Genomic DNA, 11,913 nt, shown 5'->3' with positions numbered 1-11,913 from the left:
ACTGGCGCCGTGTGCGCCGAACCCCTCCGCCGGTTCCTCGAGGACCGGGACCCGCCGACCCCGTGCCTCGTCGTCGACACCGACGCCGTCGCGGCCCGGGCGCGCGAGTTCCGCTCGGCGTTCCCGGGCGCGCTGATCCGGTACGCGGTCAAGGCCAACCCGGCGCCCCCGGTGCTCGACGCGCTGGTGGCCGCCGGGGCCGGCTTCGACGTCGCCGGCCCCGCCGAACTCGCGCTGTGCCTCGAGCGCGGCGCCGACCCGGCCGGCCTCGCCTACGGCAACCCGATCAAGAAACCCCGTGACATCGCGTACGCCTTCGAGCGCGGGGTCCGGGAGTTCACGTCGGACGCGCCCGGCGACGTCGACCACCTGGGCCGGCACGCGGCGGGCTCGGCCGTGTCGATCCGCATGGTGCTCGACGCGCCGGACTCGGTGACGCCGTTCGGCCGGAAGTTCGGCTGCGAACCGGCCGAGGCCCTGGATCTGGTGCTGCGCGCGGCCGCGCTCGGGTTGCGGCCGGGCATCGCCTTCCACGTCGGGTCGCAGCAGCCGGACGTCGCCGCGTGGGAGATCGGGATCGCCACGGCGGCGAAGCTGTTCGCCGAAGCGGCGGCGCAGGGCGTCGCGATGACGCGACTCAACCTGGGCGGCGGCTTCGCGACCACGCACCGGACCGCCGTCCCGTCGTTGGCCCGGTACGCGACGGCGATCGCGACGGCGCTCGACACGTACTTCCCCGGAGAGCGGCCCGAGCTGATGCTGGAGCCGGGCCGGGTGCTCGTCGCCGACGCGGGCCTGCTGCGGACCGAGGTCGTGCTGGTCGCGCACCGCGGCGAGCGGCGGTGGGTCTACCTCGACATCGGCCGCTACAACGGGCTCGCCGAGGCCGAAAACGAGGCGATCGCCTACCGGTTCGAGCCGGTCGGCGCGCACGACGGCCCGAGCGGACCGGTGGTGCTCGCCGGCCCGACCTGCGACGGCGACGACGTCCTCTACCAGCGGACGCCGTACGAGCTGCCGCTGTCGGTGCAGACCGGCGACCGGCTCGATCTACCGGGCACCGGCGCCTACACCGCGAGCTACGCGTCCGTCGGGTTCAACGGCATCGAGCCGCTGCGCACCTACTGCCTGGGGACGTGGGGAGATGCCTGAGGTCGGCCGGTTCACCGGGCGCCACGTGCTGGCCGAGCTGCACGGCGTCGACCCGGGCCTGCTCGACGACGCGGCGCGGCTGGGGGAGCTGCTGCGGGCGGCGGTGACGGAGGCGGGCGCGACGGTCGTCGACGTCGTGGCCAAGCGGTTCGCGCCGCAGGGTGCCACGGTGATCGCGTTGCTGGCCGAGTCGCACGCGTCCGTGCACACCTACCCCGAGCACGGCTCGCTGTTCGCCGACGTCTTCACCTGCGGCGAGCGCGCCGACCCCGAGCACGCGCTGCGGCTGCTGGCGAAGTCGCTGGACGCCGCCTCGGTCCACCTGTCCGTCCTGCACCGGGGAGAACGCTGATGCCCACGATCCACGAGCCGGTCGGCGCCGGCCTCACCCGCGTCTGGGAGGTCGACGACGTCGTGTTCAGCGCGCGCACGCCGTACCAGGAGGTGCTGATCGGCAAGACCGCGCAGGGGATTTCGCTGTTCTGCGACGGGGAACGCCAAAGCACGGAAGCGAGCCAGCTGGTCTACCACGAGGCGTTGATGGTGCCCGCGCTGCTGCTGGCCGAGCAGGTGCGGCGGGTCCTGGTCATCGGGTCGAGCGAAGGCGTCGCCTCCGAGTTGGCGGTGGCCGCCGGGGCTTCGCGGGTCGACCACGTCGACATCGACGAGCAGGCAGTACGAGCCTGCGCCGAACACCTGCCCTACGGCTACACGCCCGCCGATCTGACGCGGGCCCTGGAAGACGACGGCCCGGTCCGGGTGTCCTTCGAGGACGGCTGGGCGTTCCTGGCCGCGGCCGAAGCCCGGGGCGACACCTACGACGTGGTCGTGATCGACCTGCCGGACGAGAACACCGACCCGGACGCGCAGCACAACCGCTTGTACGGCACGGACTTCCTCGGCCGGTGCGCCCGGCTCCTGGCGCCCGGCGGGGTGGTGACCTGCCAGTCGGGCTGCCCGACGCTGTGGCGCAACGAGACGCTGCTGGCGTCGTGGCGGCGGTTCCGCGAGGTGTTTCCGACGGTGCTGTACTTCGGTTCCGACGAGCACGAGTGGGCGTTCCTCTCCGGGCGCGCGGACCGCGTCGGCGAACCGGGTGCGCTGGTGGCGCGGCGGTTCGCGGAGCGGGGGAGCCGGGCTTCGACGCTGGACGCCGAGGCCCTGCTCGGCGGCGCGACGCCGCCGTACTCGCTCCGACGCGATACTGGTCTGGACCAGTCCTGACCGTCGATTTTCCGATATGCAACACGGTTGAAGAGCGAAATAGCGGGAAATGGATTTCCCGCACTCCGAGTCGTCGTATTACTCCGTTCAGTGGCCGTCGAATAGGTTGTGCTCGCGCTACGATCCGTTCCGCGCGTGATCATCGTGATCAAAAAGGCACCGTGGCCCATTTGGAGGAGCGTCATGCTCGGTATGGTGGTCGTAGCCGGAATGATTCTGTCCGCCCTCGCCGCACCCGTCGATTCCGCGGCGGCTTCGGCTCCGACCGAAAAGATCACGCTCGACATCAAGACCATCAACGGGTCCGGCTGCCCGGCCGGCACGGCTGCGGCGTCGGCCGACGTCGCGTCCGACAACACGTCGTTCACGGTGCACTACGCGAACTTCACCGCCAAGGCCGGCGGCGGCGCGTCCGCGCTCGACGCCCGGAAGAACTGCCAGATCAACGTGCTCGTCCATGTGCCCCAAGGGTTCACGTACGCGATCGCCGAGGTCGACTACCGCGGCCACGCGCACATCGAGAGCGGGGCGAGCGCGCTCGAGCAGGCCAACTACTACTTCGCCGGCACGTCACCGACCGCGCGGGTCCGGCACACGTTCCCGGGCCCGTTCCACGGCGTGTGGCGGGCGAGTGACACCACCGACGTCGCGGCGCTGGTGTTCGCCCCGTGCGGCGAGGACCGCAACCTGAACATCAATGCGGAACTGCGGGCGGACGCGGGCACCTCCGCCGGGGCGAGTTACATCGAAATGGATTCCGAGCACGCGAGTGTCGACACTATTTACCACTTCGCGTGGAAGACCTGCTGAATTCCGCGAAATTCCCTGGATGACCCGCTCACCGGAACGCTTCCGGTGAGCGGGTCCGTTCGAGTTATACGTGCGTGACCAGAAGTGTCACTCCGGCTTCGCCGCCGCAGTCGACGAAGACCGGGCCGACGCCGTTGCCGATGTGCTGGGACACGGTCGCCTTGGCGACGAAGTGGTCCGGCCCGGCGTCGATGATCCGGATGTTCTCCAGCGCCGGGTGCTCCGGGAAGCCGCCGAGCACGGACTTCAGCCCCGTGCCGCCGCCGCAGTCGCCCGTGATGGTCACTTCCTGGCCGGGCCGGGTCGTCGGGTTCGGGCTCACCTGCACGGTGGCCCTGGCCCCCTGAGGCGGCTGCCCGTGGTTCGCGTTCGTCATGGTCCCCTCCGAATTCCCCGAAGTCCCCGAAATCCCCACAGTCGCCGACGCGCCGCCGGCCAGGCCGATGCTCACCGCCGTGACGAGCCCGGCCGCGGCGGCCAGGCCGATCACCGTGCGGGTGGATTTGCTGCGCATGGTGTGCTCCTCCCCGATCCGGAGTTCGCCGGATCTGCTTCGTCAGTCGCCGCGGGGTGGCCTCGGGGTTCTCGACGGAGAGGAGTGAGACGTGGATCACAGAAGAAGGGCTTCGCGTTCGGTCCGGGCGCCGGCGATCGGGGGCGCGGGGAACGGTCAGCCGCGGGCTTCCGGGCGATCCGGTTCCGCGCTGGGCACCAGGCTGCATCGTCGCTCGAACCGCTCCATCAGAACGGTGGCGATCAGGAGGGCGACTGGGGTGCTCACCGCGATCCACATGGAAGAAGACCTACCCACGCCCGCGAGGGATGAATCGCCGGAATGACCGCGCCGGAGTTCGCCCGCGGCCCCCGGCGCCTTGCGTACGCCCGCCTGCCTGGGACGGGCCGGTCAGGTCACCGGTTGGTCTCGATCTGCCGTGGACAGCCGGGTGATCACGTCCAGCAGCCCGGCCCGGAACGCGTCGTCCTCGCCCAGGACGCCGAGCAACGCGGGCTCGGCCCGCACCGCCCGCTCGTGCACCGCCCGGCCGCGTGGCGTCAGCCGCGTCAGGTGCCGCCGCGCGTCCGCCGGGTCCGGCGTCCGGGTGACGAACCCGGCCTTGGCGAGCCGGTCGAGGGTGCGGCTCATCGTCTGGTCGGTCACCTGGCAGCGCTGGGCCAGCGTCCGCTGGGGGAGTGGCCCGTCGCGCAACGTGTGCAGCGCGATCAGCCCCGCGTGGGTGAGCCCCATGCCGTCGAGCACGGCCGCCCAGCGGTGTTCCACCAGGCGCGCGGCGACCGCCAGCAGCCGGCCCGTCGGCCAGGTGCTCAGGTCGGGTTCGGGGGTTGTGCTCACCGTCACTCCGGGTCGTCGTGCAGAATGTTCAGCTTGCTGAACAATTGGGCGTGTTGGCCTTCGAAAGGACCTTAGCGACCATGAACGAGAAGCCGCGCCGCCTCCGCTGGCTGATCCCCGCCCTTCTGGTGATCGCCTGGCTGGGGCTGGGCGGGTTCGGTGGGCCGTTCGCCGGGAAGCTCAGCGAAGTCGCGAAGAACGACAACGCCGCCTTCCTGCCCCGCTCGGCCGAAGCCACCGAGGTCTCCGACGAGCAGAAGGCGTTCACCCCGCGCCAGGTGCTGCCCGCGACCGTCGTCGCCGAGCGCACCAGCGGCCTGACCGCCGACGACCGCCGGTTCCTCGACGCCAGGGCCCGGGAGCTGGGCGGCATCCCCGGCGTCGTCGGCCCGCTCGGCCAGCCGGAGCAGGCCCCGCGGGACGACCAGGCAGTGCAGCTGGCCGTGCCGATCCTCGCCGACGGCAATCCCGCCGACGTCGTCAAGGAGGTCCGCGCGAGGCTCGAAGGCGCTCCGGTCGGCCTCACCGTGCTGGTCACCGGGCCGGCCGGGCAGATCGCCGACCTGGTGAAGGCGTTCGGCGGCATCGACGGCATCCTGCTGCTCGTCGCCGGCGGGGTCGTCGCGCTGATCCTCATCGTGGTCTACCGCAGCCCGCTGCTGCCGTTCCTGGTGCTGCTCTCGGCGGTGTTCGCGCTCGGGCTCGCCAGCCTCGTGGTCTACCTGCTGGCGAAGAACGACGTCCTCGCGCTCAACGGCCAGAGCCAGGGCATCCTCTCGATCCTCGTCTTCGGCGCGGCGACCGACTACGCCCTGCTGACCGTGGCGCGGTTCCGCGAGCAGCTGCGAGACACGCCGAGCCGGTTCGACGCCCTGAAACTCGCCTGGCGCGCGACGCTCGAACCGATCGCGGCCTCGGCGGGCACCGTCGTCCTCGGCGTGCTGTGCCTGCTGTTCAGCGACTTGAACTCGAACAAGGGCCTCGGCCCGGTCGCGGCGATCGGCATCGGTGCCGCGCTGCTGGCGTCCACCACGTTCCTGCCCGCCGCGCTGGCCCTGTGCGGGCGCGGCGCGTTCTGGCCGTTCAAGCCGGCGCTCGGCTCGCCGCACCCGGAGACCGCCGGGATCTGGGGCCGCGTGGCGCGTCTGGTCGCCCGCCGCCCGCGCACGGTCTGGGTGGTGACGGCGCTCGTCCTCGGCGTCGGCGTCGCGTTCCTTCCGCAACTCAAGGCATCCGGCACCGCACAGTCCGACGTCTTCCTCACCCGGGTGGAGTCCGGGACCGGGCAGGAGATCCTCGGCCGGCACTTCCCGGGCGGCCTCGGCGCGCCCGCGATCACGGTCGCCGACGCCGGCGCGCTGCCCGACGTGCTGAATGCGTCCACAATGGACGGAGTGGCGCAGTCGGTCCCGTTGCCCGGCCCGGACGGCCGGCCCAAGGTCGTGAACGGCCGCGTGCAGATCCTGTCCGTGCTGAACGATCCGGCGGACTCCGAGGCGGCGGTCGCGACCGTCGGCAAGCTGCGCGACGCCGTGCACGCGATCCCCGGCGCGGACGCGAAAGTCGGCGGCCCGACGGCGATCCAGCTCGACACGCAGAAGACGTCGGAGCACGACCGCGCGCTGATCATCCCGATCGTGCTGCTGGTGATCTTCCTCGTGCTGGCCCTGCTGCTGCGATCGTTGCTCGCGCCGCTGCTGCTGATCGCGACGGTGGTGCTGTCCTTCGCGGCGACCATGGGCGTGTCCGCCGTGGTGTTCAACCACATCCTGGACTTCCCGGGGGCGGACCCGGTCGTGCCGCTGTTCGGGTTCGTCTTCCTGGTGGCGCTGGGGATCGACTACAACATCTTCCTGATGACGCGGGTCCGCGAGGAGGCACTGGCCCGCGGCACGCGCGAAGGAACGCTGCGCGGGCTGTCGCTGACCGGCGGGGTGATCACCTCGGCCGGGGTGGTGCTCGCGGCGACGTTCTCCGCGCTCGCGGTGATCCCGATCCTGTTCCTCGCCCAGATCGCCTTCATCGTCGCGTTCGGCGTCCTGCTGGACACGTTCCTGGTGCGGTCGCTGCTGGTGCCCGCGCTGACGGTCGACGTCGGGCGCCGGACCTGGTGGCCGTCGAAGCTCGCGCGCGGGGAGGCCTAGGCGATCGCCGCCGAGCTACCGGCGATCAGCCTCCGGCTCCGGTCACTGGCCGGGCAGCGCCGAGGAGTCGAGCCGGGTGCGTGCCTCGCCCGGCGCGCGGTGCGCACCGGGGTCAGCCACGGGCGCCCGGGAGGTCGTCGGTGGCCAGCTCGGCCCACAGCGTCTTGCCGCTGGGCCGGCGCAGCTGGCCCCAGGCCGCCGCGCAGCGCTCCACCAGCAGAAGGCCTCGGCCGCCCTGGTCCGACGGCGCCCGCCGGCGGGCCGGCTCACCGCCGCCGTCTTCGACCTCGATCCGCAGCTTCGCGGCGCCGGTCAGCAGGCGCACGTGGTAGGGCGCGCGGCCGTGGCGCAGCGCGTTGGACGTCAGCTCGTCCACCACCATGACGGCGGTGCTGACGACGCTCGCCGGGAGACCGCAGAGGGCCGTGCGGACCCAGTGGCGGACCTTGGCCAGCTCGGTGAGCTCGGCGGTGATGCCGAGTTCGTGCCGGATCGCTCGCAGGTTCACGTCCGCCTCCTTCGCCGTGCCGGGCCCCGGGAAGAAGCCCTCCCCTCCTTCATGCCCGGATTCGGCCCCTCCGACACGGATATCGGAGGCCGTCATGCTTCTTCTTCCCAGGAAGCGCGCGCCGCGGCGACACTCGGGTGGAGCGGCATGACGTCGCCGAGGCCCAGCAGCTCGATCGGCCGGACCACGGCCGGCACGGTCGTCACGACGGCCGGCCGGCCGCCGGCCTCGCGCAGCCGGCCGCTCAGCCTCAGCAGGACCTGCAGGCAGCTGGAGGCGCAATACTCGGCCTCGCGCAGGTCCAGCACGATGCGGCGGGCGCCGGGATCGGCCGGGAGCAGTTCGGCGAGCGTCGGCGAAACCGCGAAGTCGAACTCGCCGCGCAGGGTGTGCACCTCGAGGTCGCCGTCTTCGTGGACGTCGAGGGACCGGCCGTCACCGGAGAACCGCTGCCGGGGCCGCGTCGCATCGGTGGTCATGCGGGCTCCAGGACGGGGGATCGGGGACGCGGGCCGGCGGCTCGACCTGCTCCGGCCGCCATCTACCAGCGCCCCCGAGCCCGGGCAGCACGGTGTCCCGTCACCGTCCTTTGAGGACTTCGTCCGGCCGGGCGGGCTCGGCCGGCGGTGCGGGCGCCGGGGTGCCCGGGGGCACGATGGCCACGTCGACCGTGCGGGTCAGCCGTTCGTAGGGTGCCCGGTGCTCGCCGTCGAGCAGCACCGCCAGCGGCGTCCAGACGCCGACGACGAACACCGACGCGGCCAGTGCGACCGGCAGGAGCAGCTGCTCGGGGTGCCTGCCGAGGTCCCAGTGGTCCAGGTCCAGCAGCAGCCAGGCGAGCCACAGCGGCGAGAGCAGCACGCCGTTGCGGACCAGCAGCGCGATGGGCCCGGCCCGGCGGCGGCCCCGCCGCACCACGCGCAGGAGCATCGCCCGTTTTCCGGGCGTCGAACCGGTCACCGCCGGCAGCACCACGAACCAGACGAGGGCGAGGATCACGACCGGCGTGTCGCGGTGCTCCAGGTCCTCGCCGAACAGCGTCAGCAGGCCGAACAGGAAGCCGAGCAGCGCGGCGAACCCGAGCAGGTCGGTGACCAGCGCGAACAGCCGGCGGGTGAACGTGACCTTCTCGGCGTACCGGCGCCGGTCGTGCTCGGGCTCCGGCGAGGGCAGCAGCCGGCCGAGCGGACCGGCCAGCAGCCAGCCCACCACGACGCCCGCCGTGTTGAGGATCAGGTCGTCGACGCTGAACAGCCGGTACGGGCACGGGTAGACGAACCACAGGCCGGTCAGCTGCGTCAGCTCGAAGAACAGCGACACGCCGAAGCCGATCAGCGTCGCGGGCACGAGCCGCATCCGCTGCGCGTAGCGGACGTAGAACCCGAACGGCGCGAGCATCACGACGTTGAGCGCGGTGGTCCAAACCGCCGGGTTGTGCAGCAGCGCGCCGGGGCCCCAGTGCCCGCGGGCGCGCTGCGAAACCACCTCGACGAAGTAGAACGGCCGCAACTGCGGAGAACTCGCGTACGTGTGGCCCGCGCAGAACGCCGGGTCGGCGGGCAGCGGCAGCACCGTCTGCGTGGCGATCGCCAGCAGGTAGAAGAGGAACGCGTAGAAGACGAAGGTCGGCCACCCGCCGGCGCGGCCCCGGCGGCGGTAGCTGACGAAGGCGGCCGGGAGCATGACGGCCAGCACGAGGAACGGGAAGAGGATGAGGGCGGTCCGGACGGGGACGAGGTAGGTGGCGACCACGGAGCCGGTGATACCCAGCCGAGCGGGGAGCGAAGCGTGCTTCCCCCGGACGGCTGGGTGATCACCGGCCCGGACTCACTGCGGGGGCGCGTCCTGCTGACGGCCGTCCTGCTTGTGCAGGTAGTCCTTCACCTTGTCCGAGCCTTGGTCGATCTTGTCGGCGTGGTCGCCGAAGCGCTGCTTGGCGGCGTCGGCGGCCTTGTCGACACCCTGATCGGCCTTGTCGGGGTTGTTCCCGAGCGCTTCCTTCGCCTTGTCGAACAGGTTCATCGCTACAGGCCTTCCGTTCGGAATCCGATCTTCGGACCTTCCGAGGAGAACACCGGCGCAACCGGCCCGCAACCGAACGGCCGCCGGCACTCACCTGTCGTGGGTAATACCGCCCCTTTCCCGGGTGAAAGCCGGCGTCGCGGGTTTGGATCCGGCCCGTTCGGGTAGAGCCGATTCCTTTCCGGGCCGCGCCCGGTCGGTACGGGTATGAGCACTTCCCCGAACGAAAAACGGGTGGTCGCCGTCGTCGGCGCCCCCGGGCGGCAGGGCGGCGGGCTGGTCCGCTCCGGTTCACCCGGCACTTCGACTCCGTCCACGCCGGCGCTCGCGACCCCGCCGAGATCCGGCCGCTCCACCCCGGCCCGCTGATCTTTTCCCGATGGCTTTCCGAAAGGACGTCCTGATGACCGTGCCCCTGACCGGAGCCGCCCGCGAAGTGCTCGACGGTCCGCACACGGCGGTGCTCGCCACCGCGAACGCCGACGGCCGGCCGCAGTCGTCGGTGATCTTCGTGAAGCGTGACGGCGACGCCGTCCTGTTCAGCACCGTCGAGGGCCGGCTGAAGACGCGGAACATGCGGCGCGACCCGCGGGTCAGCCTGCTGGTGTCGGGCAACCCCGGCCGGTACGTCGAGATCCGCGGCCGCGTCGAGATCACCGACGACCCGGAAAAGGTGCTGCTGCACGAAATGTACGACCGGTACATGGGCGGGAAGACGCCGCCCCCGGAACCGGACGCGCGGCGGCTGATCGTCCGGATCGTCCCGGAAAAGCTCTACCTCTGGCCGCCCGCGGCGTGACGTGCCGCGGCGGCGTGAACCTCGCGCCGCCGCGGCCCGTATATCGGGTGAGGAGCGCCGGCCCGCCGCAGGGCGGGCGCTCGTTACCGCGAACACGACGTGAGGCCCCCATGCTTGAAACCGGTCTGCCGCTGCCGCGGCGCGCCCGCCGCCGCACTCCGGACGGAGGTGCACCGCTGCCCGACTTCGGGCTGCCCCGGGCTGCCCGGCGGCACGCCGTCGCGGGCGTGGTGCTCACCGTCCTGGCCGCGCTCCTGGTGCTCTTCGCACTCCTCGCGCCGGACGACCTCAATGCGTTCTCGCCGGAAGCGCTGGTCCGCGTCCCGGTGGAAGGCCTGATCGTGGCCGCATTCGTGCTGGTCCTGCCGCCGCGGGCGCGCGGCGTCGTCGCGGTGCTGGTCGGGCTGGCGCTGGGCCTGCTCACCGTGCTGAAGGCCCTCGACACCGGCTTCTACGCGACCCTCGAGAAGCCGTTCGACCCGATCTACGACTGGAGCTTCTTCTCCGCGGGCATCGAGTTCCTCGCCGGGGAGATCGGCGACGCCGGCACGTACGCCGTGCTCGCCGGCGCCGTGGTGCTGGCGATCGCGATCGTCGTCTTCATGGTGCTCGCGATGCTGCGGCTGACCCGGATCGCCGCCGGCCGGCGGACCGGCGCGACCCGGGTGGTGGCCGTGCTCGGCGTGATCTGGATCGTCTGCTCGCTGTTCGGCGTCGAGATCGCGCCGGGCCAGCCGGTCGCGGCCCAGAACGCCGCCGCCCTGGCCTACGACGACCTGCGCCAGGTGAGCACGGACCTGCGGGAACAGCGGCCGTTCGGCGAGCTCGCCGCCGAGGACGCGTTCCGGAACACCCCAGGTGACCAGCTGCTGAACGGGCTGCGCGGCAAGAACGTGATCCTGACGTTCGTGGAGAGCTACGGCCGCGTGGCGCTCGACGACCCGGGATTCGCGCCGAAGATCGGCGCGACGCTCGACGCGGGCACCGCCGAGCTGAAGGCGGCGGGCATCGGCGCGAAGAGCGCGTTCCTGTCGTCCTCGACGTTCGGCGGCGGCAGCTGGCTCGCGCACTCCACCGTCGAGTCCGGCATGTGGATCGACAACCAGCAGCGGTACAACAACCTCCTCGACAGCGACCGGCTGACCCTCGGCGGCGCGTTCCGGAAGGCGGGCTGGAAGACCGTCTGGGACGTCCCCGCGCACACGAAGGACTGGCCGGAGGGGCAGCGGTTCTACCACCCGGACGCCTACTACGACTTCCGGAACATCGGCTACCGGGGTCCGGGTTACGCCTACGCGACGATGCCGGACCAGTACACGTTCTCGATGCTGCAGCGCAACGAGCTCGCGAAGAGCGCGCAGAAGCCGGTGATGGCCGAGGTGGACCTCGTCTCCAGCCACGCGCCGTGGTCGCCGCGGCCCTGGCTGGTGGACTGGAACCAGGTCGGCGACGGCTCGATCTTCGCGCCGCAGCCGGGCGCGGGGGAGGCGCCGGAATCGGTCTGGAAGGACCCGGCGAAGATCCGCGACGCCTACCGCGACGCCACCGACTACTCGCTGAAGACGCTGATCTCGTTCATGCAGCACTACGGCGACGAGAACACCGTGCTCGTGTTCCTCGGCGACCACCAGCCGCCGGTGGTCACGCCGCAGGGCGCGGTGCACGACGTGCCGATCACGATCGTGGCGAAGGACCCGAAGGTGCTGGACCGGATCTCCGGCTGGGGCTGGACGGACGGCCTGCACCCGGCCGCGCGGGCCCCGGTCTGGAAGATGGACTCCTTCCGTGATCGCTTCCTGACCGCGTTCGCCCACTGACCGTCCACTTCGGACAGCCCGTCCGGCGGCTTCCCGATGGCGCCCGGGGCGCCTATCCTGGAGCCGCCGGGCGGGGGAGCCCGGCT

The 11,913-nt window shown here is 71.8% G+C and carries 13 protein-coding genes; 7 read left to right on the top strand and 6 right to left on the bottom strand.

From position 1 onward, the window contains the following. Positions 1-9: 9 nt before the first annotated feature. From AB0N03_RS46190 to AB0N03_RS46175, 4 genes are all read left to right on the top strand, one after another. On the top strand, positions 10-1,152 hold the full coding sequence (locus AB0N03_RS46190; RefSeq protein WP_364386771.1) for a type III PLP-dependent enzyme: 1,143 nt from the start codon (positions 10-12) through the stop codon (positions 1,150-1,152). Next, complete coding sequence (speD, locus tag AB0N03_RS46185) at positions 1,145-1,504, top strand: adenosylmethionine decarboxylase (RefSeq protein ID WP_364386769.1); 360 nt, start codon at positions 1,145-1,147, stop codon at positions 1,502-1,504. Before AB0N03_RS46190 ends, speD begins: the two co-directional genes overlap by 8 nt. Beyond that, positions 1,504-2,376 carry a spermidine synthase gene (locus AB0N03_RS46180; RefSeq protein ID WP_364386767.1) on the top strand — a complete coding sequence of 291 codons (873 nt, stop codon included), beginning with the start codon at positions 1,504-1,506 and terminating at the stop codon, positions 2,374-2,376. The genes speD and AB0N03_RS46180 overlap by 1 nt, the downstream gene beginning before the upstream one ends. Before the next feature lie 183 nt (positions 2,377-2,559). Beyond that, positions 2,560-3,186, top strand: coding sequence for a DUF4360 domain-containing protein (locus AB0N03_RS46175; RefSeq protein ID WP_364386765.1), 627 nt, complete (start codon positions 2,560-2,562; stop codon positions 3,184-3,186). Positions 3,187-3,250: 64 nt separating this feature from the next. On the opposite strand, the gene AB0N03_RS46170 is transcribed toward AB0N03_RS46175, so the two are convergent. Both AB0N03_RS46170 and AB0N03_RS46165 read right to left on the bottom strand, forming a co-directional pair. Beyond that, on the bottom strand, positions 3,251-3,700 hold the full coding sequence (locus AB0N03_RS46170; RefSeq protein WP_364386763.1) for a hypothetical protein: 450 nt from the start codon (positions 3,698-3,700) through the stop codon (positions 3,251-3,253). 390 nt (positions 3,701-4,090) lie between these two features. Further along, positions 4,091-4,543, bottom strand: coding sequence for a MarR family transcriptional regulator (locus AB0N03_RS46165; protein ID WP_364386761.1), 453 nt, complete (start codon positions 4,541-4,543; stop codon positions 4,091-4,093). Between the two features lie 74 nt (positions 4,544-4,617). Between AB0N03_RS46165 and AB0N03_RS46160 the strand changes: the two genes are divergently transcribed. Next, on the top strand, positions 4,618-6,681 hold the full coding sequence (locus AB0N03_RS46160) for an MMPL family transporter (protein WP_364386759.1): 2,064 nt from the start codon (positions 4,618-4,620) through the stop codon (positions 6,679-6,681). Positions 6,682-6,793: 112 nt separating this feature from the next. Here AB0N03_RS46160 and AB0N03_RS46155 read toward each other — a convergent pair whose 3' ends face one another. The 4 genes from AB0N03_RS46155 to AB0N03_RS46140 all read right to left on the bottom strand — a co-directional run bounded on the left by AB0N03_RS46155 (position 6,794) and on the right by AB0N03_RS46140 (position 9,211). Next, positions 6,794-7,189, bottom strand: coding sequence for an ATP-binding protein (locus AB0N03_RS46155; protein WP_364386757.1), 396 nt, complete (start codon positions 7,187-7,189; stop codon positions 6,794-6,796). 92 nt (positions 7,190-7,281) lie between these two features. Next, positions 7,282-7,668: an STAS domain-containing protein gene (locus tag AB0N03_RS46150; protein WP_364386755.1), complete on the bottom strand. Its 387-nt coding sequence runs from the start codon at positions 7,666-7,668 to the stop codon at positions 7,282-7,284. Positions 7,669-7,768: 100 nt separating this feature from the next. Further along, positions 7,769-8,941: a VanZ family protein gene (locus tag AB0N03_RS46145; protein ID WP_364386753.1), complete on the bottom strand. Its 1,173-nt coding sequence runs from the start codon at positions 8,939-8,941 to the stop codon at positions 7,769-7,771. Between the two features lie 75 nt (positions 8,942-9,016). Next, positions 9,017-9,211, bottom strand: a complete 195-nt coding sequence (locus tag AB0N03_RS46140) for an antitoxin (protein WP_364386751.1) — start codon at positions 9,209-9,211, stop codon at positions 9,017-9,019. Positions 9,212-9,614: 403 nt separating this feature from the next. Between AB0N03_RS46140 and AB0N03_RS46135 the strand changes: the two genes are divergently transcribed. Together AB0N03_RS46135 and AB0N03_RS46130 are read left to right on the top strand one after the other, a co-directional pair. Beyond that, positions 9,615-10,010, top strand: a complete 396-nt coding sequence (locus AB0N03_RS46135; protein ID WP_364386749.1) for a PPOX class F420-dependent oxidoreductase — start codon at positions 9,615-9,617, stop codon at positions 10,008-10,010. Between the two features lie 110 nt (positions 10,011-10,120). After that, on the top strand, positions 10,121-11,827 hold the full coding sequence (locus AB0N03_RS46130; RefSeq protein ID WP_364386747.1) for a sulfatase-like hydrolase/transferase: 1,707 nt from the start codon (positions 10,121-10,123) through the stop codon (positions 11,825-11,827). The last annotated feature ends 86 nt before the right edge of the window (positions 11,828-11,913 follow it).

The organism is Amycolatopsis sp. NPDC051061 (genome assembly GCF_040682935.1).
Taxonomy (GTDB): Bacteria; Actinomycetota; Actinomycetes; order Mycobacteriales; family Pseudonocardiaceae; genus Amycolatopsis.
The sequence above is the reverse complement of the archived record's forward strand: the minus strand, read 5'-3'. Positions and strand labels throughout refer to the sequence as shown.